Below are 21,251 nucleotides of genomic sequence, written 5' to 3' on the forward strand. Positions count from 1 at the left end.
TTCACCCTCAGCATACGTAACCCCTGGGTAGCTGGCTTGTACGTTCTTGCTATGCCGCGCGTCGAGCCTGCTGCCAACGACCCGGTGCCACACCAAACGCACGCTTGAAATGGCGGGTGAAATGGCTCTGGTCGGTGAACCCGGCATCCAGCGCGACTTGCGCCACCGGTACGCCACGCCGCAGTGCGGCAGCGGCACGGTTGACGCGCAGCTGCACCCGCCAGGCGTGGGGTGGCATGCCGACCGTTTGTGAAAACAGCCGTACGGCGTGGTAGCGGGACAGCCCCACCTGATCCGCCAGCATTTGCAGGTTGAGCTCCTGCGCCGGGTCATCCGCCAATCGCAGTAACATCTGTTGGACCCGAGCATCGTCACGGTAATGCAGCGCACGGTCAGAGCGGGTGCCCGCGTGGCGTTGCAGCAGCAGGCTCAGGCCATTGACCAGCAGACTTTCCGCCTGCAAGGGGTCATTCCCCTGCTCCAGTACTCGATGTGCTGCATCCAGCACCCCACATAGCGGCGCATCCTCCACCACCTTGACCGGAAACCAGGGCAGCGGTGCAGGTCGCCCGGCCAACTCATCCGCCAGCTGCTGCATCACCGGAACCGTCGGGTAGAACACCCGGTAGCGCCAACCCTCGGCGGACACCGCCTCTCCCGTATGCACTTCGCCGGGATTGACCACCCCCATCCGCCCCGGCGACACCACCAGATGCTTCCCTCCGTATTGAAAGGCCTCGGCGCCGGTTTCAATCACCGGTATGGCGTAGAAATCATGCCAGTGCGGCGTAAAGCGGTGCTCAATGAAGTGCGCCGTCAGCAGGTCACTGTCGGGCAGCGCCGGGTGGCGAAAGAAATGGGCCCGCTCACGGGGTGCGAGCGGGTGCGGCCCCTCGGCTGTGGTCAGGTGGGGGGCCGGGTCGTCCATGGCTCAGCGCTTCGGTGCCATCAGGCAGCGTTCCAGCTCCTGCTCGATCAGCTCGCGTGGCAATTGCCGCCCGATGAACACCAGCAGGTTGGATTTCTTTTCGCCATCGTTCCAGCGGCGGCCAAAATTGCTGCCCATCATCATGTGCACCCCTTGGAACACCACCTGACGCGGCTCTTTGGCGATGTAGAGCAGGCCTTTGTAGCGGTAGAGGTCGTTGCCATAGGCTTCCAGCAGCTTGCTGAGGGTTTCCTCCAGCTTGTGCATGTCAAATGCCCGCTCGCTGCGGAACACGAAGGACTGCACCGCATCCAGATGCCGATGCGGCGCGTGATGGTGGTGGTGTTCGTGCTCGCAGTGGTCGTGGTCGCAATGCTCGCCATGTTCGTGATGGTGATGATGGGCCGGATCATCACAATGCGCATCGTGGCAATCGTGGTGATCATGCGCCTCGCCAGGGTTGAGAAAATCCGGGTTGATGTCCAGCCGGGCGTTGAGGTTGAAGCCACGGATGTCGAGGATGGTGTCGAGCGGGGCCTCGCCAAAATGCACCGCCTGAATCTGCGCACGCGGGTTCATCTGTACCAAGCGGTGGCTCAGGTCCGCGCGCTCGGCCTCGCTGACCAGATCGGTCTTGGACAACAGGATGCGGTCGGCAAACGCCACCTGCTTCTGCGCGGTTTCTTCACGGTCCAACTGCTGCTGGCCATGCTTGGCATCCACCACCGTCAACACCGCATCCAGCAGGTACAGCTTCTGTACGTCTTCATCAAAGAAGAAGGTCTGCGCCACCGGGCCAGGGTCGGCCAGACCGGTGGTCTCGATGATCACCCGCTCAAACTGCAATTGCCCCAGCGCGCGCTTGCCCGCCAGCTCCAGCAGGATACGCTGCAGGTCGCCCCGCACGGTGCAGCAGATGCAGCCATTGTTCATCTCCACCACCTGCTCGGTGTCCTGCACCAGCAGTTCGTTGTCGATGCCCACTTCGCCGAATTCGTTTTCGATCACGGCAATCTTCTGGCCGTGCTGCTCCTGCAGCACGCGGTTAAGCAAGGTGGTTTTACCCGCCCCCAGAAAGCCGGTCAGAATGGTCACCGGGATCAGGTCGGTGCGGTTCGGGTTGGTGTTCATGCAAAATCCTGTGGCTGAGCGTCAATCATATGAATTGTTGAATATGGGGGAAGCGGGCGCCTTCTTCAAGCACCGTCTGTCTTGGGCAGCTCCAGCGGCAACGTTTGTTGCTGCGGCGCAGGCGGGCTGACCCGCGCCTGCAGCTGCCCTTCTGCCAGCTGAATGAGCAAGGCATCGCCCGTACGTACCTGCCCCGGCTGGCGCACCACTTGCCCGTTGGCCGTGGTCACCAGGCTGTAGCCCCGCGCCAGCACCGCTGTCGGGTCCAGCGCCTGTAGCCGTGCTGCCAGCGTATTCAGGCGGTGCGCATGGTTTTGCAGCTGGCGCTGCAGGCTGGGGCCGAGGCGGCTTTGCAGCTGGCTCAAGCGGTGTGCCAGCCTTGGCAAATCAGGACGGCATGCCTGCCAGCGCCAGCGCAACTGTTGCAGGCGATGCTGGCGCTGTTGCAGCAATTGGCTACCAGCACGCTGCCAGCGTTGTTGCCATTGCTGTAATACCGCCTGCTGCTGGGCAATGCGCTGGCCCGGGTGCAACAGCCGCCGCGCCAGATAGTCGAGCTGCTGCATGCGCGGCTCCAGTTGGCGCGCCACGGCACGCTGCAAGCGGCGCTGCAGCTGCCCCAGGTGCTGACGCATGGCCAGCCCATCCGGCGACACCAGCTCAGCCGCTGCGGTGGGCGTGGCGGCCCGCACATCGGCGACAAAATCAGCGATGGTGAAGTCGGTTTCATGCCCCACCCCGCTGACCAGCGGAATCCGGCTGGCGGCAATGGCATGCGCCAGCGCCTCATCATTGAATGCCCACAGGTCTTCAATCGAGCCGCCGCCCCGGCACAGAATCAGCACCGACACTTCGGCGCGATCGTTAGCTTGCTCGATGGCCCGCCGCAACAAGGGGGCGGCACCGTCCCCCTGCACCGGTGCCGGGTAGAGGATGACCGGAATGTGCGGCGCGCGCCGGCGCAGCGCCGTGAGCACGTCACGCAAGGCGGCGGCTTGCGGTGAGGTGATCACCCCGATGGCTGCCGGATGCGCAGGCAAAGCGCGCTTGCTGTCCGGATCGAACAGACCAGCGGCCTGCAAACGCTGCTTGAGCGCCTCATAAGCAGCAAACAGGGCACCACGCCCGGCTTGCCGCATGCTGTCGACCCCCAGTTGAAATTCGCCACGCGCGGCGTACAACCCTGCGCTGGCATACAGCTCCACCTTGTCGCCATTGCTGACCGGCCACGCCACGTACTGCGCCTTGTGTCGGAACATCACGCAACGCACCTGGGCGTGCTCGTCTTTCAGCACAAAGTACCAGTGGCCAGAGGCCGCCCGGGTGAGATTGGACACCTCACCACTGACCCACATGGGCGGCAACTGGCCCGCCAGCAGATCGGCAACCCGTTGATTGAGCATGGAAACCGGGACTACCGCCACTGATAATTCATTTGTCATTGCAGTAAAGGTCAACTCATCCACACCTTGTCAAGCCCCGCACTGCAACATGCAATCTGGGCGTCATCTTGTCAACAAAAGAATTATGTTATTGATTTTAAAAGATAAAAAACACTGTCCAAGAAGCTGGCAAGCTACAAAACTTCCTTTACCATCGGGGGGTTAGCGCACTTTTGCAAATGTTGCCCACAAAGTTATCCACAGCTTTTGTGGGTAAATCCAAAAAACCGTGATGGATGACGGGCTTAGCCCACATTCTTAAAGTAGCCCCCGTCTTGCTGAGGAGAAAACAATCGCTTAGCATGCGCACTGGCGCCGCTTTACCCCAACGGCATGGCGCAGCGAACGGGCGGTTCATGGTATCCTTGCGCCGGACGCCTGATTCGGTATCCATTGTAACCGCAGCGCCATAGCGCCGGGTTGTTTCACCAAGAAGGAACAGTTGTGTATTCCATCATTCAAGCGGCCGGCTGGCCGATCTGGTTGTTGATCGTCTCTTCGATTGCGGCGCTGGCCATCATCATCGAGCGCGCCTGGTCGCTGCGGTCCGGCAACATCATCCCGTCGGGCCTGTTGCGGGAAGTGGTGCAGGAATACCGCCAGCACGGTGTGAACGAAGCCTTGCTGAAGAAGCTGATTGATCCGCGCGCGCCGCTGATGTCGCGCGTGTTTGCATCCGGCCTGAAAAACGTGGGCAGCTCGCGCGAGATCATGAAAGAATCCATCGAGGAAGCCGGACGTGCTGCCTCCATCGAGCTGGAGCGCTTCCTGACCACCCTCGGCACCATCGCCGCCATGTCGCCGCTGCTTGGCCTGTTTGGCACGGTGGTGGGCATGATCGAAATCTTTGGTGCCGGTGGCGGCAGCACCGGGCAAAACCCTGCAGAGCTGGCACATGGTATCTCGGTTGCCCTGTACAACACCGCCTTCGGCATCATCGTCGCGGTACCCAGCATGGCCTTCTATCGCCATTTCCGCACCAAGGTGGATCAGCTGCTGGTGGAGATGGAGCAGCAGGCCATCAAGCTGGTGGAAATTCTCCACGGCGAACGGCAAGGTTAAGCCGCCATGAACTTCCGTCGCGCCAAGCACCGGGAAGAACCGGAGATCAACTTCATCCCGTTGATCGACTTGCTGCTGGTGATCCTAATCTTCCTGATGGTCACCACCACCTACTCCCGGTTTGCCGAGTTGCAGATCAACCTGCCGTCAACCGAGGAAGCCGCCAGCGTCAGCGATCCCAAGGACAAGATGCTGAATGTGGCCATCGACGCACAGGGCCGTTTCAACATCAATAACCAGCCGCTGAACCAGACGGATCTGGCCGGTATCAAGGCCGCCCTGCAACAGGCAGCGGGTGACAACAAGGACCCGGTGGTGGTCATCAATGCCGACAAGGATGCCAAGCACCAGAATGTGGTGCTGGTAATGGAAGCCGCCCAGAGCGTCGGCTTTGCCAAAGTCACCTTTGCCATTGATGAACAGACACCCGGCAAGTAAACCATGCGGGGCCTGACCGCAGAATGGCGCCGCCCCAGTTGGCGGCGCTTTGTTTTGTGGTGGCCCGCCCGGCTGTACGGGCTGCTGGCCAGCCTGCGGCGCGCCCTCTACCGGGTCGGCCTGTTGCGCTCGGTGCAGCTGCCGGTGCCGGTCGTCGTGGTGGGCAACATCCATGTTGGCGGCAGTGGCAAAACGCCCCTGACCGCCTGGCTGGCCCGCTCCCTGCGCGAACGTGGCTGGCATCCGGCCATTGTCAGCCGGGGCTATGGCGGCAGCCATCGTCAACCACAAGCCGTCCACCCCAGCAGTGATCCGGCTCTGACCGGCGATGAGCCGGTACTGCTGGCGCAGCAACTGTACGACCATGAGGTGCCAGTGTGGGTGGGGCAGGACCGGGTGGCCGCAGCGCATGCCCTGCTGGCCGCACACCCTGAAGTTAACCTCATCCTGTGCGACGACGGCCTGCAGCACTACCGTCTGCAGCGTGATGTGGAAATCTGCGTGATCGACGGTGCAGCCCCTTGGGGCAGCCAGGCCCTGCTGCCGCAAGGTCCGCTACGGGAACCGCTGCGCCGCTTGCAGCGGGTGGATGCCATCGTCTACAACGGCAGCCCGGTCGCGCCGGCTGCCGCCACGCCGCCTGCCTTCATCATGCACCTTGAGCCGCAGGATTTTTACCAGGTCAACCACCCCGAGCGACGCCGGCAAGCAGCCGACTTTCAAGGTGCGCGTCTGGTGGCGGTCGCCGGGATCGGCAATCCGCAGCGTTTTGCCCGCACGCTAGGCAGCCTGGGCTTGGCACTGCCCCTGCACGCATTTCCCGATCATCACCCCTATCAGGCGGCAGACTTCGCCCCCCTGGCCGCAGATGTCATCCTGATGACGGAAAAAGACGCAGTGAAATGCAAATCGCTGAATAATGATACACTGTGGGCATTGTGCATCGCGGCAGAGGTCCACCCGGATCTGGCCGCCCTGGTGGAAAGACGCCTCAACGCCCATGGACGCTAAACTGCTCGACATTCTGGTTTGCCCTTTGTGCAAGGGCCCCCTGCAATACCATAAGCCGGCCCAGGAGCTGGTCTGCCAAGCCGACCGGCTGGCTTTTCCGATCCGTGACGACATTCCGGTATTGCTGGAAGACGAGGCCCGCAGCCTCGATACCCCTGACGCAGCCTGATGACTGCGTTCACCGTCCTTATTCCGGCGCGACACGCCTCCACCCGCCTGCCCGGCAAGATGCTGGCGGAGGTGGGCGGTGTGCCGCTGATCGTGCGGACGGCGCAGCAAGCATTGCGCTCCGGTGCCGCCCAAGTGGTGGTCGCCACCGATCATGCCGACATTGAGCAGGTGGTACGCGACGCGGGCCTGCCGGTGCTGCGAACCCGGGAAGACCACCCAAGCGGGACGGACCGACTGGCTGAGGCCGCCGACCTGTTAGGGCTGCCTGATGAAGCCCTGATCGTCAACGTGCAGGGCGATGAACCCTTGCTGCCGCCCGTGCTGATCCAGCAGGTGGCGCGCGCGCTGGCGGATACCCCTGAGGCCGCCATTGCCACGCTATGCCATCCGATCCATAGCGCGACCGATTTCTTTAATCCCAATGTGGTCAAGGTCAGCTTTGATCAGCGCGGCCGTGCGCTAACCTTCAGCCGTGCCCCGCTGCCTTACGCACGCGATGCCTTCGCACAACAGCGTGACGCGCTGCCAGAGGGCCTGCCGGCCTATCGCCACATCGGGATCTATGGTTACCGTGCCCACTTTCTGCGCGCCTACCGGCAGCTGCAAGCCTGTCCGCTGGAGCAGTTTGAAGCACTGGAACAGTTGCGCGCACTGTGGCACGGTTATGTAATCCAGGTGGCCATCGCGGCGGACGCCCCGCCCGCCGGGGTGGATACAGCAGAGGATCTGGAACGGGTGCGACAATGGCTGACCTCCCAGCCTGTGCCTGACAACATGCCGGGATAAGGCATGCCCTGATGACAATCAACTTCGACCTTTGAGCAGAGGAACACCATGAAACTGATTTTGTTGGGCGCACCGGGTGCAGGCAAAGGCACCCAGGCCAACTACCTGAAGGCCCACTTCGGCATTCCGCAAATTTCGACTGGCGACATGCTGCGTGCCGCCGTGGCCGCAGGCTCGCCGCTGGGTCTACAGGCCAAGGCCGTCATGGACGCGGGTCAATTGGTATCCGACGACATCATCATCGGTCTGGTCAAGGAGCGTATCGCCCAGCCGGACTGCGCCAAGGGCTTTCTGTTTGATGGCTTTCCGCGCACTATCCCGCAAGCCGATGCCTTGCAGGCCGCCGGTGTTGCGATTGATTACGTGGTGGAGATCGACGTACCGGACAGCGAGATCGTCGAGCGCATGTCAGGCCGTCGCGTTCACCTGCCGTCGGGCCGCACTTACCATATCAAGTTCAACCCGCCGAAACAGGATGGCGTGGATGACGAAACCGGCGAAGCCTTGGTGCAGCGCCCGGACGACCATGAAGATACCGTGAAAAAGCGCCTGGATGTGTACCACACCCAGACCGAAGTGCTGGTGGGCTACTACTCCGAACAAGCCAAAGCCGGGGACCGCAGCGCACCGAAATATGTGAAGGTGGCCGGTGTGGGTAGTGTGGAAGGCATTCGCGACAGCATTCTGGCGGCACTGGGCAGCTAAACCCTCGCCTGGCCACAGCAAAAAGCCCGCAACCATGCGGGCTTTTTTAATGCGCACAGCCGAGGGAACCACTCAGCGGGCAGCGTCCGCCTCCAGATGATAACGGGTAATCCGCTCCACCTCGGCTTTTGAGCCCAGAAACACCGCGACCCGCTCATGCAGACTCGAAGGCTGAATATCGAGGATGCGCTGGCGACCGTTGGTTGCCGCGCCACCGGCTTGCTCCACAATGAAACTCATCGGGTTGGCCTCATACATCAGGCGTAGCTTGCCCGGCTTGTTCGGTTCACGCGCATCCCACGGGTACATGAAAATCCCGCCCCGAGTGAGGATGCGGTGCACATCGCCCACCATGGCGGCGATCCAGCGCATATTGTAGTTCTTGCCCAGCGGCCCGGTCTGGCCTGCCAGCAACTCTTCCACATAACGCTGTACCGGAGCCTCCCAATGGCGAGCATTGGAGGTATTGATGGCAAATTCCTGCGTTTGCTCAGGGATGCGAATGTCGTCGTGGGTCAGCACAAACGAGCCCAGCTCGCGATCCAGCGTAAAGCCCTTGACCCCACTGCCCAGCGTCAGCATCAGGATGGTTTGCGGACCATACATGGCGTAGCCTGCCGCCACCTGGGTCACCCCGGGCTGCAGAAAATCGGCTTCACCGGGTTCACTCACCCCATCCGGGCAGCGCAACACCGAGAAGATGGTCCCCACCGAGCCATTGATGTCGATATTGCTGGAGCCATCCAGCGGATCGAACAACAGCATGTAGGCGCCCTTGGGGAAACGGCCAGGAATGGGGTATACCGTGTCCATTTCCTCGGACGCCATCGCCGCCAGATGGCCGCCCCATTCATTGGCCTCCAGCAGAATCTCATTAGAGATCACATCCAGCTTCTTTTGTGCCTCACCCTGGACATTATCCGTACCCGCATTGCCCAGCACGCCACCCAGCGCGCCTTTCGACACGGCATGGCTGATGGCCTTGCAGGCACGGGCCACCACTTCAATCAGGAAACGCAGGTCAGCAGGGGTGCCATGATCGCGGGTTTGTTCGATCAGGTAACGGCTGAGGGTGACACGGGACATGGGGGGACTCCACGATGCAGTGCGCGCAGTTTACCCCAGCATGAGCGGGCTGAATACCAGTCCGCCACAAAGAAAAAACGGCACCCGAAGGTGCCGTTTCAGGGTGTGACGAGTCAGAGACTCATTTCACCACTTGCACATCTTTCCATGCGCCGTTGGTGAATTGCTTCACGGTCACAGCGCCGCCCTTGATGTCGCCCTTGGCGTCAAAGGAGATGGTACCGGTCACACCGGCCATCTTGATGGCAGCCAGCTTCGGCAGGTACTTGGCCGGTTCGACCGAGTCAGCCTGCTTCATGGCTTCGATGATGGCGTTCATGGCATCGTATTCATACGGTGCATAGATCTGGATATCCATGCCGAACTTGGCCTTGAAGCGCTTCTCGAAGTCCTTGCCCTTCGGCATCATGGCGCGCGGTACACCGGCTTCGGTGCAGTACACGTCGCCGGACATGCCGTCGCCAGCCAGCTTGATCATTTCGCCGGTGCAACCACCGTCACCCACCACGTACTTGGCCTTCAGGCCCAGACGCTTCATTTGCTGCACTTGCGGGCCAGCGGTTGCGTCCATGCCACCGTACAGCACCACATCCGGTGCCTTGGCCTTGATGGAGGTCAGCACGGCAGACCAGTCGGTGGTCTTGTCGGTACCGAATTCACGCGCCACCACCTTGCCACCGGCAGCCTTGACAGCCTTTTCCACTTCGTCAGCCAGACCCTGGCCGTAAGCGGTACGGTCATCAATGATGGCCACGGTCTTGGCCTTCAGGTTCTTGATCGCGAAGGAACCCATGGCGGTGCCTTGTTGCACGTCGTTCGCCACCACACGGAAGGTGGTCTTGAAGCCTTGCTGGGTGTACTTCGGGTTGGTCGCGGACGGGGAGATCTGCGGAATGCCTGCATCAGAGTAAATCTTGGAGGCCGGGATGGAGGTACCCGAGTTCAGGTGACCCACCACGCCCTTCACGCCAGCATCCACCAGCTTCTGGGCAACCACGGTTGCCGTCTTCGGGTCAGCAGCATCATCTTCCGACACCAGCTGGAAGGTGACCACTTGGCCGCCGATCTTGATCTTCTTGGCGTTGGCTTCTTCAATGGCCATCTTGGCGCCGGCTTCGTTGTCCTTGCCCAGGTGAGCAATACCACCACTCATCGGACTGACCTGGCCGAGCTTGACCACCATGTCGGCGTGAGCAACACCCGCCAGAGCAACAGCGGAAGCAACAGCGATAACCAGCTTGTTCTTGGTAAACATACTCTCTCCTCATGCATTGGCGGGCGAACTTACGTTTCACGTATGCCAATAATATCGGTTTTACTGCTGGGGGTTGGCCATACCCGTACCCTGATGGGGCTTGGGAGCGCGGGAAATTATTACGCCGATTTTTATCTGCTATCAAGCGTTTTCTACAGGTCCGCCCATTTATCCTGCGGCTGGACAGCCTTGACCTTGCCCAACGCTCGCGGATTGCCGGAATTGTCCGCACCATGACGCTACAGCCCGCGTCACGGCTGAATCGCCATGACAGACGCCGCGCAGGCCCTCATACAGCAATACGCAAGCCAGACGGGGCCATTAGCCGCTATACTCGTCGGGATCTCAGTAATTTCACGGAGCAGTCAGTGTTGCAAGAATGGCGACAAAACAGCTGTGGCGCGGGCCTGGCATGCTGAATCGCGCGCGCAATGAAGCCCGGCAGCTGGTTCGCCTGGCGCTGCCTTTGATCATCAGCCAGATCGCCTATGTGCTGCTGGGGCTGCTGGATACCCTGATGGCGGCCCCCTCCGGCGCAGTGGCTCTGGCGGCAGTGTCTATGGGCAGCAGCATCTGGATCGCCGTGTTTCTCTCCCTGTTTGGCGTCTGCAGCGCGGTAGGACCGTTTGTTGCGCAATATCATGGTGCCAATGCGCCAGACAAGATTCGCCATGTCACCCAGCAAGCCGTGTGGCTGACCTTGGGCCTGTCCGCATTGGCCGTATTGCTGCTGCTGAATATGCGGCCGTTACTGGAGGCGACAGGCGCACCGGCTGCCGTGATTGCCCAGGCTCATCTGTTCTTGCAGGGCATTGCCATCGGCACCCCCGCCGGGCTATTGGGACGAACCTTGGGCCTGTACGCCTCCAGCACCTCCAATGCCCGCCCAGGCATGTTCTTTGCGCTGGGTGCGGTTGTGCTCAACATTCCGCTGAACTGGCTGCTGATCAACGGTCACTGGGGACTACCCGCCTTGGGGGGCGCTGGCTGTGGCTGGGCCAGCGGCATCAGCATGTGGTTGCTGCTGCCCCTGCAGCTGTGGCACCTGAAGCACTCACCGCGCTACCAGGGCTTTCGCGCCTTGCAAAATTTTTCTCGTCCGCACTGGCCCACGCTCGCGCAGCTGTTACGCTTTGGCTTGCCAATCGGCCTGACTTTCCTTGGTGAAGTCGGGGCATTTTCCAGCGTGGCCCTGTTCATCAGCCGCCTGGGCGAAGTCACCACGGCAGCACACCAGATCGTCACCAGCCTGTCGACCCTGACCTATATGCTGCCACAGGGGCTCTCCATTGCTCTGTCCATCCGGGTGGCTCAGGCACTGGGGGCACAGCAGCCGCAAGACGCCCGCTTCCGCTGGCAAGTCGGCCTGCTGCTGGCCCTGCTGGTGGCCTGCGGCAGTGCCAGCCTGATGTGGCTGGCCACCCCGGCGCGTCTGGCTTATCTCTACCATGTCGACCTGCCGGTGCTGCACATCGCCAGCGTGCTGCTGGGGGTGGCGGCCTGGTATCAGTTGTCGGATGCAATACAGGTTTGCGCTTCCGCCGCCCTGCGTGCCTACAAGATCAGTACCCTGCCGATGCTGGCCATGCTCGTCGCGTTCTGGTGCATCGCCATGCCGGTGGGTTACCTGCTGGCTTACCGGCCTGACCTGCTGCCTGGGCTGACCCTGCCACCCTTGGGGGCGCTGGGTTTCTGGCTGGCCTTGCTGCTGGGCCTGACGCTGGCGGCCGGCATGCTGCTGTGGGCCTTGCTCCGGGTCAGCCGCCAGGCCTGCCTGCATTCACCGCCTTTGCAGCCTGCGGCCAGCACGCATTGATTGGCGGATTCCGTCCGTACGATGCCGGATAGAATCCGCTACAATGCAAGGCCAACTTTACTTTCGCTCTTTGACACCATGACGTTCCGTACCCGATTTGCCCCCCACATTGCCGAAGGCAATGCCCTTGCTCGCCTGGCCGGCCCCACCATCGTTGCGGGCTTGTCCCAGCTGCTGATGGGCTTTGTGGATACCGTCATGGCAGGCCAAACTGGCGCAGTTTCCTTGGCTGGCGTATCGCTGGGCCTGAACACCTGGGTCATCCCCTTTGTTACCCTGTTTGGCCTGCTCAGTGCCATTGGCCCCTTCATTGCCAATCACTATGGGGCCAAAACCTACGCGCAGATTCCCGGATTGGCCATGCAAGGGATATGGCTGGCCTTGATCTGCGGCGTGCTGGTGGTGCTCCTGCTGCTCGGTTGCAGCCAGCTTTTCCACCTGACCGGTGCGCAACCGGAAGTGGTGGCACAGGCACGGGTCTACCTGTACGGCATGATATTTGGTACCCCTGCGGCCCTGCTGTTCCGGGTGCTCACCTTTTACTCCGCCAGTGTTTCGCTCACCCGCCCGATGATGGTGATCGGACTTGGATCGTTATTGCTCAACATCCCCTTGAACTGGTTGCTGATCTACGGCCACTGGGGCCTGCCCGCCATGGGCGGGGCTGGTTGTGGCTGGGCCAGCGGCATCAGCATGTGGGCAGGCTTCTTCGTCATGCTGTGGCATGTCCGCCGACACCGCAACTACGCCTCATTCCGCCTGCCACTGCGGCTGCCGCGGCCGGACTGGAGTCTGATCAAGCCCATCTTGCGACTGGGTGCCACCATTGGCGTGACCTACCTGTTTGAAGTAGCGGCCTTTGCCAGTGTCAGCCTGTTTCTGGCCTCACTGGGGGCCGAAGTGGTGGCGGGCCATCAGATCGTGATGAATTTTGCGGCCCTGATGTTCATGGTACCCAGCAACCTGGGGCATGCCCTCACCGTGCGCATCGGGCAGCACATTGGCGCGGGGCGACCCGATCAGGCACGGCGGGTCTCCATGGTCGCCCTGCTGATGGTCAGTGGTTTTGCGCTGCTGTCGGGCTCGCTGATGTTCCTGTTCCCCATGCAGATTGCCAGCCTGTACACCAGTGATCACGGCGCATTGCAGGTCGCCATTGGCTTGTTGCCCATCGGAGCAGCCTTTCAGCTGGGCGACTGCCTGCAGGCCGCTGCAGGCGGTGGTTTGCGGGGCTACAAGGTAGGTTCGCTGCCGATGTGGATCATGGGCCTGTCGTTCTGGGTGATTGCGGTACCGCTGGGTTACTGGCTGGCCTTTTCCCCCATCGCAGGGGGGGCGCCATTGGGCGCACGCGGCTTCTGGTACGGGCTGACCGCCGGGCTGTTTGTGGCGGCACTGCTGCTCACCATCAGCCTGTTGCGCGTCAACCGGCAGCGGCTTGTGGCACAATCCGGCCATGCGCATTGAACCTCACGCGTCGCTGACGCCGTACCACACCTTTGCCGTTGCCGCCCACGTCCGCTGGCTGGTCCACATCGAACAGGATGATGAACTCTGGCCCGCACTGAACGATCCGCGCTGGACAGGGCTACCGCGCCTGATTCTGGGCGGCGGCAGCAACCTGCTGCCCACCGGTGACTTTGCCGGGGTGGTGTTCCGCCTGTGCACACAGGGCAAGCAATGCGTGGCCGAAGATGCCGCGTCCCTGTGGGTGGAGGCGGCCGCTGGCGAGACCTGGCATCCTTTTGTGCAGTGGACGCTGTCTCAAGGTGGCTACGGGCTGGAGAACCTGTCGCTGATCCCCGGCACGGTGGGCGCGGCCCCCATCCAGAATATTGGCGCCTACGGGGTAGAGCTGAAAGATTGCTTCGAGCAGCTCACCCTGCTGGATGCACGCGACGGTAGCCTGCATACCCTGAACCGGGAACAGTGCGCCTTTGGCTATCGCGACAGCGTGTTCAAGCACGCCTGGCGCGAGCATGGCATTGTGCTGCGGGTTCGTTTCCGCCTGAACAAGACCGCCACCGTACATACCGGCTATGGCGAATTGCAGAAAGAGCTGGACGCCATGCAGGTCAGCGCCCCCACGCCGCTAGACGTGGCACAGGCAGTGATTCGGGTACGTCAGCGCAAGCTGCCGGACCCGGCCGTGATCGGCAACGCCGGCAGCTTTTTCAAAAATCCGCTGGTACCCGCCGCGCAAGCGGCTGCCTTGCTGGCGCAATACCCGAATCTGGTGCACTACCCGGCCACTGCCGGGCAGGTCAAACTGGCTGCAGGCTGGCTGATCGACCAGTGCGGCTGGAAAGGCCGTCAACAGGGTGCGGCCGGGGTGTATGAGCGGCAGGCGCTGGTACTGGTCAACCACGGCGGCGCCAGCGGTGGCGAAGTGCTGGCGCTGGCACAGGCGATTCAGCGCGACGTGATGCAACGCTTCGGGATCGCGCTGGAGCCCGAACCCATCATCCTGTAGCGCCGCTGCGCTGCGCGGCCAAAATGGCACTGACCGCCTGCAAGCGCGCATCATGTACCGCTTGCGGAATGGCCTGCGGTTTGGCGCACGCCTTGGCCACTGCCCCGGCATCCACCGCCCTCGCCGCCTGCTGCAGCTCCAGCCACTGCGCCTGCTGCGGATAGGCACGTTGCTGCAGCCCGGTTCGCCCTTGCGCATCAAAGCGGCACGCCTGCACCAGCTCGGCAAAGCGATCGGGACGACGGACAGCGTCCGCCCGCTCCAGCAACTTGAGTACCGTGCTCGGCCGCAGCTCGGCCAGACGGTGAATCTGCAAATGCAACAGGCACACCAGCTCGGCCAGCTCACGCAAGGCGGCGGGCAGCTTCAGACGCTCGCACACCGCGCTGACCACAGGCACGCCAGCCTGCTCATGCCCATGATGACGGGGCCAATCCGCCGGATCCGTCAGTCCCTTGCCCAGATCATGCAGCAACACCGCCCAGCGCACCGCCAGCGACGCGCCTTCCTCTGCCGCGAGGTCCAATGCCAGCAGTACGTGCTCGCCACTGTCCACTTCCGGATGATGCAGTGGCGGTTGCGGCACCCCGAACAGCCGATCCAGCTCGGGCAGGATCACCGCCAGCGCCCCACTTTCCCGCAGGCTGCGGATCATCAGCGAAGGCCGGGCTTCCATCAGTCCCTTGGCAAATTCCTGCCACACCCGCTCAGCAACCAGATGGTCCAGCTCACCGCTCTGCACCAGCTGCTGTAGCAAGACAGCGGTTTCCGGTGCTGTCTGAAAACCAAAGCGGGCGGCAAAGCGGGCCAGCCGCAACACCCGCACCGGGTCTTCCACAAACGCCGGGCTCACGTGCCGCAGCAGCCCGGCGCGCAAATCCGCCTCACCGCCGTAGGGGTCAAGCAGCAGGCCATCTGCGCCTTCCGCCATGGCATTGATGGTGAGATCCCGCCGGGCCAGGTCTTGCTCCAGCGTAACTTCCGGATCAGCGTGTACCACAAAGCCGGTATAGCCACTGCCCGACTTGCGTTCGGTACGCGCCAGCGCGTACTCCTCGTGGCTGACCGGGTGCAGGAACACCGGAAAATCCCGCCCCACCGGCTGAAAGCCCCGGCTCAGCAACTCTTCCGCTCGTGCGCCAACCACCACGTAGTCATGGTCCTTGACCGGCAGCCCCAGCAGACGGTCGCGCACCGCACCCCCCACCCGGTAGACCTGCAAGCCTTGCAACAAGGGATCCTGCATCCGCTCAGGCCTCATCCGCCTCATGCGGCTGTGGCGGCGTTTCCAGTGCCTGCAGCCGCGCCTCCAGCGCGGCGAGCTGCTCACGGGTTCGCGCCAACACCTGGGTCTGTACATCAAACTCTTCGCGGGTCACCAGATCCAGCTTGCCGAATGCGCTACCCAGCATGGCCTTGACGTTCTTCTCCAGATCTTTGGCCGGGCTGTTGGCCAGCAATTCAGAGAATTTCTGTGACAGCTCATCCTTCAGTTTGTCTCGCAACATGGTTTGTGTCCTTTGTTCAAACAGCTTGTCTGCATTGTATGCCATTCCGTCGGCGCATCGGCAGTGCAGCACATCAAAGTCCATGCACCAATGCGGTGCAGTCTGATGCGCATCCCGTCACACCCTGGTGCATGAGCAACCCTCAATCACGGCGCTACCGCGTCTGGCGGTGCACTGCAGGGCTGGCACGCCTTTTGCCAGTAGGAGGGAAACAGCATGTTGCTGTGCAATAAAAAGCGGGCCGCCCTGCGCAGAACACCGCACCCCTTCCTCAGACTGGAGATAGGAACTGTCATGAAGTTCATTTCAGCGGTAATCAAGCCATTCAAACTGGACGAGGTGCGCGAAGCCTTGTCCGCCATCGGCGTGCAAGGATTGACCGTCAGCGAGGTCAAAGGTTTCGGACGCCAGAAGGGGCACACCGAGTTATATCGGGGCGCCGAGTATGTGGTGGACTTCTTGCCCAAAGTCAAACTGGAAGTCGCCCTGGACGACGCCTTGGTCGATCAGGCGGTGGAGGCCATTGAACAGGCCGCGCGCACCGGCAAGATCGGTGATGGCAAGGTGTTTGTATTCGATCTGGAACAAGTGGTCCGCATTCGCACTGGCGAAAGCGGTTCTGACGCCCTGTAAACCGCTGGAGCCCTGAACATGAAGATGTCCCGTTTTCTGCTGGCGCTGGCCAGCCCTGCCTTGGCGATGCCGGCATTGGCCGGCGCACCGGTTACCCTGGATCGCGGCGATACCGCCTGGATGCTGGTTGCCACCGCACTGGTATTGTTCATGACCCTGCCCGGCCTGGCGCTGTTCTACAGCGGCATGGTTCGCCGCAAGAACGTGTTGGCCACCATGATGCAAAGCTTCGCCATCACGGCCGCGGTCAGCGTACTGTGGGTGGTGGTGGGCTATAGCCTGGCGTTTGACCCGAACAACAGCTTCATTGGTGGTCTGGACCGGGTAATGCTGCGCGGCATCGACCATGGCACCCTGTGGACCGATGGCGCCGGAACCGCTTACACCATCCCGGAACTGCTGTTCATGATGTTCCAGATGACCTTTGCAATCATTACCCCGGCACTGATCACCGGTGCCTTTGCCGAGCGGATGAAGTTTTCTGCCATGCTGCTGTTCTCGGTACTGTGGTCACTGGTGGTCTATGCCCCGGTTGCGCACTGGGTGTGGCAAGCCGGGGGCTGGCTGTTCGCCAAAGGTGCGCTTGATTTTGCTGGTGGCACCGTGGTGCACATCAACGCCGGTGTCGCCGGTCTGGTGTGTGCCCTGATGCTCGGCAAGCGGGTGGGCTTTGGCCGCGAAGCCATGCCACCGCACAATCTGGTGCTGACCCTGATCGGTACCGGCATGCTGTGGGTCGGCTGGTTCGGCTTCAACGCCGGTAGCTGGCTGGCCGCCGATGGTCGTGCCGTGATGGCCATGGTCGCCACCCAGGTGGCCGCTGCTGCTGCCGCCCTGAGCTGGCTGTTTGCAGAGTGGCTGGGCAAGGGCAAGCCATCGGTGCTGGGCCTCGCCTCCGGTGCCGTTGCCGGTCTGGTCGCCATTACCCCGGCCTCCGGTTATGTGGGGGTAGGCGGTGCTCTGGTGCTGGGTCTGGTCGCTGGTATTGTCTGCTACTGGAGCGCCACCTGGCTCAAGCACAAGCTGGGCTACGACGACTCGCTGGACGCCTTTGGCGTGCATGGTGTCGGCGGTATTCTCGGCGCCCTGCTGACTGGTGTCCTGGCTGACGCCAGCATCACCAAGGGCACCCCGGTCCTGTTGCCCCCGATGGAGCAGCTGTGGGTGCAAGCACAGGCCACGCTGGCGACGGCGTGCTACACCCTGGTGGTGACCTGGCTCTTGCTGAAGGTACTGGACATGACCATCGGGCTGCGTGTCAGCACCGACGAAGAGCGCGAAGGGCTGGACATCGTGCTGCATGGTGAGCACGTCGAATAATCACTCCTGTCCTGCCATAAACAGGGCATGTCTCTTGATGGCCGCCGGCTTGCCCGGCGGTTTTTTTTCGACCCTGTCCCCCTGATAAACCCTTAATTGTGCTGGTACTAAAATGGTCTGACTTGCCGCCATCCGGCCCGATACGCGATAATTAGCAGATTTTATTTTGCCCCCACCCCCTGCGTGACCCTTCTCGCACAATAGGAACTTGCAATGGTTTCCCGTACCGACCTCGCCAACGCCATTCGCGCCCTTGCCATGGACGCCGTGCAACAAGCCAATTCTGGCCACCCCGGCATGCCGATGGGCATGGCCGACATCGCCGTGGCCTTGTGGCATGGCGAGCTGAAGCACAATCCTGCCAACCCGAAGTGGCCCAACCGTGACCGCTTTGTGCTGTCCAACGGCCATGGCTCGATGCTGCTGTACAGCTTGCTGCACCTGACCGGTTACGACCTGTCGATCGACGACCTCAAGCAGTTCCGCCAATTGCACAGCCGCACACCGGGCCACCCGGAGTATGGCTACGCACCGGGCGTGGAAACCACCACCGGCCCGCTGGGGCAGGGTATTGCCAATGCGGTGGGCATGGCACTGGCTGAAAAGATGCTGGCCGCCGAATTCAATCGCGACGGCTTTGACCTGATCAACCATCACACCTATGTGTTCCTCGGCGATGGCTGCCTGATGGAAGGCATTTCGCACGAAGCCTGCTCGCTGGCCGGTACGCTGGGGCTGGACAAGCTGGTGGTGTTCTACGACGACAACGGTATTTCCATCGACGGTCACGTCGAAGGCTGGTTCACCGACAACACGCCGCAACGCTTTGCTGCCTATGGCTGGCATGTGATCCCCAAAGTGGATGGTCATGACGCCGACGCGGTGAGCCGCGCGATTGCCGAAGCCAAAACCGCAGGCAAACCCACCCTGATCTGCTGCCAGACCGTGATCGGCAAGGGTTCGCCCAACAAGCAAGGCACCCACGACAGCCACGGCGCACCGCTGGGTGCAGATGAGATTGCCGCCACCCGCGCCGCCATTGGCTGGCCGCATGCTGCGTTCGACATTCCGGCCCCGATTGCTGAAGCCTGGAATGCCCGCGCCAAGGGTGAGGCCCTGGAAGCCGAGTGGAACCAGCGCTTCGCCGCTTACCAGCAAGCCCACCCGCAGCTGGCTGCCGAACTGAGCCGCCGTCTGTCCGGTGAACTGCCGGCCGACTTCGCCCAGTACGCTGCCGAGCAACTGCAAGCGGTAGACAGCAAGGCGGAAACCATTGCCACCCGCAAGGCCAGCCAGAACGCCATTCAGGCGCTGGCACCGAAACTGCCGGAACTGATCGGCGGCTCGGCCGACCTGGCCGGGTCCAACCTGACCCTGTGGAAAGGGGCCAGCGGCGTCAGCAAGGAAGCCGGTGGCAACTACATTTACTACGGCGTACGCGAGTTCGGCATGGCCGCCATCATGAACGGCATGACCCTGTACGGCGGCTTCCGCCCGTTCGGCGGCACCTTCCTGATGTTCTCGGAATACGCCCGCAATGCCCTGCGCATGGCGGCGCTGATGAAGATCAACCCGATCTTCGTGTTCACCCATGATTCGATCGGCCTCGGTGAAGATGGTCCGACCCACCAGCCGGTGGAACAGACCGCGACCCTGCGCATGATCCCGAACATGGACGTGTGGCGTCCGGCCGATACCGCGGAAGCGCTGGTGGCCTGGCAAGTGGCGGTGGAGCACCGCAACACCCCAAGCTGCCTGATCTTCAGCCGCCAGAATCTGGCCTACCAGCCGAAGGATGCCCAGCAGCTGGCGGATATCCGCAAGGGCGGCTACGTGCTGAAAGCCGAAGCGGGTGAACTGAAAGCGGTACTGATCGCCACCGGTTCCGAAGTTGATCTGGCGGTGAAAGCGCAAGCTGCGCTGGCCGAGCAAGGCATCCACGTTCGCGTGGTGTCGATGCCGTCGCCCTTCCTGTTTGACCGTCAGGACAGCGCTTACCAGCAGTCGGTGTTGCCGCGCCACACCCCACGTGTGGCCATCGAGGCGGGTGTATCGGACTACTGGCGCAAGTATGTCGGCCTGCATGGTGCCGTTGTCGGCATCGACACCTTTGGTGAATCCGCCCCGGCCCCGGCCCTGTTCAAGCAATTTGGCTTTACCGTGGATAACGTGGTCGCCCAGGTCAAGGCGGTCCTGTAATCCCGCGCAGCATCCCGATGACGCCCTGCTCCCGCCCCTCCCCCAGCTGCCTGCGGCAGCGGGGCCTCATCACCCCGTCTTCCCCCATCCTCCCCCAATCGGATGGTCAGGCACCCCCATGCCGGGCGGACGGTCTTGTCAAACCCACTCGTGAAACCGTAAGGAGTCTCCCCCCATGATCCGCATCGCCATCAACGGCTACGGTCGGATTGGCCGCAATGTGCTGCGTGCCTTGTACGAAACCCAGCGCCGCAGCGAATTCAAGCTGGTGGCCATCAACGCTTCGGGCGATCTGGAAACCAACGCCCACCTGACCAAGTACGATACCGTGCACGGCCGCTTCCCGTTTGAGGTGAAGGCCGATGCCGACGGCAAGTGGCTACGGGTCAACGGTGAGGACATCCGTTTCTTCTCGACCCGTAACCCGGCAGAACTGCCGTGGGGGGAGCTGGGGGTGGACGTAGTACTGGAATGTACCGGTGCCTTTACCAGCAAGGCCAAGGCCAAGGTGCACCTGGAAGCGGGCGCCCGCAAGGTGCTGATCTCGGCACCGGGCGACAAGGACGTGGATGCCACCATCGTGGTCGGCGTCAACGAGCACATTCTGCGCCCGGAGCATGTGGTGGTGTCGAACGCCTCCTGCACCACCAACTGCCTGGCACCGATCGTCAAGGTGCTGCACGAGGCCATCGGCATTGAAAAAGGGGTGATGACCACCATCCACGCCTACACCAATGATCAGGTGCTGACCGACGTGCGCCACAAGGACCTGCGCCGTGCCCGCTCGGCCACGCAAAGCATGATCCCGACCAAGACCGGCGCTGCAGCCGCAGTGGGCCTGGTACTGCCGGAACTCAATGGCCGACTGGATGGTTTCTCCATCCGGGTACCGACCATCAATGTGTCGATGGTGGATCTGGCGGTGGTGCTCAAGCGCAATACCGACAAGAACGAAGTCAATCAGCTGATGGCGGATGCTGCCAGCGGCAGGATGAAGGGCATCATTGACTACAACGACGAACCGCTGGTGTCGGTGGATTTCAACCACACCCCGGCGTCGAGCATTTTTGACTCCACCCTCACCAAGGTGCTGGATGGCAACCTGCTCAATGTGTCGGCCTGGTACGACAATGAGTGGGGCTACTCCTGCCGCATGCTGGATGCTGCCAAGGCCTTGATGGCCGTTTGAGCGTTTCCGCTGCAGCAGGGCGATGACGGGGGTGCGTCATCGGACAGAGATGGAGCAACCGGGATCGCCCGGCTGTGATGCGGATTCCAACTGAAACA

The 21,251-nt window shown here is 62.1% G+C and carries 20 protein-coding genes; 13 read left to right on the plus strand and 7 right to left on the minus strand.

The window, feature by feature from the left end:
- Positions 1–49: 49 nt before the first annotated feature.
- The 3 genes from HF682_RS14525 to xseA form a co-directional block, all read right to left on the minus strand.
- Positions 50–928, minus strand: coding sequence for an AraC family transcriptional regulator (locus HF682_RS14525; RefSeq protein ID WP_168878033.1), 879 nt, complete (start codon positions 926–928; stop codon positions 50–52).
- Between the two features lie 3 nt (positions 929–931).
- On the minus strand, positions 932–2,059 hold the full coding sequence (locus HF682_RS14530) for a CobW family GTP-binding protein (RefSeq protein ID WP_168878034.1): 1,128 nt from the start codon (positions 2,057–2,059) through the stop codon (positions 932–934).
- A gap of 65 nt (positions 2,060–2,124) precedes the next feature.
- Positions 2,125–3,483: an exodeoxyribonuclease VII large subunit gene (gene xseA / locus HF682_RS14535; protein ID WP_308418746.1), complete on the minus strand. Its 1,359-nt coding sequence runs from the start codon at positions 3,481–3,483 to the stop codon at positions 2,125–2,127.
- A gap of 462 nt (positions 3,484–3,945) precedes the next feature.
- Here xseA and HF682_RS14540 point away from each other — a divergent pair, with 462 nt between their 5' ends.
- From HF682_RS14540 to adk, 6 genes are read left to right on the plus strand one after another with little or no spacing between them, the layout of a single operon-like run.
- Positions 3,946–4,563, plus strand: a complete 618-nt coding sequence (locus HF682_RS14540) for a MotA/TolQ/ExbB proton channel family protein (protein ID WP_168878036.1) — start codon at positions 3,946–3,948, stop codon at positions 4,561–4,563.
- Between the two features lie 6 nt (positions 4,564–4,569).
- The gene (locus HF682_RS14545; protein ID WP_168878037.1) at positions 4,570–5,001 is read left to right on the plus strand and encodes an ExbD/TolR family protein; all 432 of its coding nucleotides are present in this window, start codon (positions 4,570–4,572) and stop codon (positions 4,999–5,001) included.
- A 3-nt stretch (positions 5,002–5,004) separates the two neighbouring features.
- On the plus strand, positions 5,005–6,012 hold the full coding sequence (lpxK, locus tag HF682_RS14550) for a tetraacyldisaccharide 4'-kinase (protein WP_168878038.1): 1,008 nt from the start codon (positions 5,005–5,007) through the stop codon (positions 6,010–6,012).
- The gene (locus tag HF682_RS14555; protein ID WP_168878039.1) at positions 6,002–6,181 is read left to right on the plus strand and encodes a Trm112 family protein; all 180 of its coding nucleotides are present in this window, start codon (positions 6,002–6,004) and stop codon (positions 6,179–6,181) included. The genes lpxK and HF682_RS14555 overlap by 11 nt, the downstream gene beginning before the upstream one ends.
- Positions 6,181–6,969 carry a 3-deoxy-manno-octulosonate cytidylyltransferase gene (gene kdsB, locus HF682_RS14560; RefSeq protein WP_168878040.1) on the plus strand — a complete coding sequence of 263 codons (789 nt, stop codon included), beginning with the start codon at positions 6,181–6,183 and terminating at the stop codon, positions 6,967–6,969. Before HF682_RS14555 ends, kdsB begins: the two co-directional genes overlap by 1 nt.
- Positions 6,970–7,017: 48 nt before the next feature.
- Positions 7,018–7,674, plus strand: coding sequence for an adenylate kinase (gene adk, locus HF682_RS14565; protein WP_168878041.1), 657 nt, complete (start codon positions 7,018–7,020; stop codon positions 7,672–7,674).
- 72 nt (positions 7,675–7,746) lie between these two features.
- Here the strand turns inward: adk and HF682_RS14570 are convergent, their stop codons facing one another.
- Entirely contained in the window at positions 7,747–8,760 is a 1,014-nt protein-coding gene (locus HF682_RS14570; protein ID WP_168878042.1) for a class 1 fructose-bisphosphatase, read from the minus strand.
- A gap of 121 nt (positions 8,761–8,881) precedes the next feature.
- A complete protein-coding gene (locus tag HF682_RS14575) occupies positions 8,882–10,015 on the minus strand; it encodes a branched-chain amino acid ABC transporter substrate-binding protein (protein WP_168878043.1) in 1,134 nt (377 codons plus the stop codon).
- A 412-nt stretch (positions 10,016–10,427) separates the two neighbouring features.
- Here HF682_RS14575 and HF682_RS14580 point away from each other — a divergent pair, with 412 nt between their 5' ends.
- The 3 genes from HF682_RS14580 to murB all read left to right on the plus strand — a co-directional run bounded on the left by HF682_RS14580 (position 10,428) and on the right by murB (position 14,304).
- Positions 10,428–11,831, plus strand: a complete 1,404-nt coding sequence (locus HF682_RS14580; protein WP_168878044.1) for an MATE family efflux transporter — start codon at positions 10,428–10,430, stop codon at positions 11,829–11,831.
- Between the two features lie 78 nt (positions 11,832–11,909).
- On the plus strand, positions 11,910–13,298 hold the full coding sequence (locus HF682_RS14585) for an MATE family efflux transporter (protein WP_168878045.1): 1,389 nt from the start codon (positions 11,910–11,912) through the stop codon (positions 13,296–13,298).
- A complete protein-coding gene (gene murB, locus HF682_RS14590; RefSeq protein WP_168878046.1) occupies positions 13,288–14,304 on the plus strand; it encodes a UDP-N-acetylmuramate dehydrogenase in 1,017 nt (338 codons plus the stop codon). The genes HF682_RS14585 and murB overlap by 11 nt, the downstream gene beginning before the upstream one ends.
- On the opposite strand, the gene HF682_RS14595 is transcribed toward murB, so the two are convergent.
- Together HF682_RS14595 and HF682_RS14600 are read right to left on the minus strand one after the other, a co-directional pair.
- Positions 14,294–15,550, minus strand: coding sequence for a multifunctional CCA addition/repair protein (locus tag HF682_RS14595; RefSeq protein WP_205882094.1), 1,257 nt, complete (start codon positions 15,548–15,550; stop codon positions 14,294–14,296). The genes murB and HF682_RS14595 overlap by 11 nt on opposite strands.
- Before the next feature lie 4 nt (positions 15,551–15,554).
- Positions 15,555–15,812, minus strand: coding sequence for an accessory factor UbiK family protein (locus HF682_RS14600; RefSeq protein ID WP_168878047.1), 258 nt, complete (start codon positions 15,810–15,812; stop codon positions 15,555–15,557).
- A 294-nt stretch (positions 15,813–16,106) separates the two neighbouring features.
- Here HF682_RS14600 and HF682_RS14605 point away from each other — a divergent pair, with 294 nt between their 5' ends.
- The 4 genes from HF682_RS14605 to gap all read left to right on the plus strand — a co-directional run bounded on the left by HF682_RS14605 (position 16,107) and on the right by gap (position 21,153).
- Complete coding sequence (locus tag HF682_RS14605; protein ID WP_168878048.1) at positions 16,107–16,445, plus strand: P-II family nitrogen regulator; 339 nt, start codon at positions 16,107–16,109, stop codon at positions 16,443–16,445.
- Between the two features lie 24 nt (positions 16,446–16,469).
- Complete coding sequence (locus HF682_RS14610) at positions 16,470–17,765, plus strand: ammonium transporter (RefSeq protein WP_168878101.1); 1,296 nt, start codon at positions 16,470–16,472, stop codon at positions 17,763–17,765.
- Positions 17,766–17,978: 213 nt separating this feature from the next.
- On the plus strand, positions 17,979–19,964 hold the full coding sequence (tkt, locus tag HF682_RS14615; protein ID WP_168878049.1) for a transketolase: 1,986 nt from the start codon (positions 17,979–17,981) through the stop codon (positions 19,962–19,964).
- 175 nt (positions 19,965–20,139) lie between these two features.
- Positions 20,140–21,153 (plus strand): type I glyceraldehyde-3-phosphate dehydrogenase, encoded by a 1,014-nt coding sequence (gap, locus tag HF682_RS14620; RefSeq protein WP_168878050.1) that lies wholly within the window; start codon positions 20,140–20,142, stop codon positions 21,151–21,153.
- Positions 21,154–21,251 lie beyond the last annotated feature (98 nt).

This window comes from Leeia aquatica (genome assembly GCF_012641365.1).
Taxonomy (GTDB): Bacteria; Pseudomonadota; Gammaproteobacteria; order Burkholderiales; family Leeiaceae; genus Leeia; species Leeia aquatica.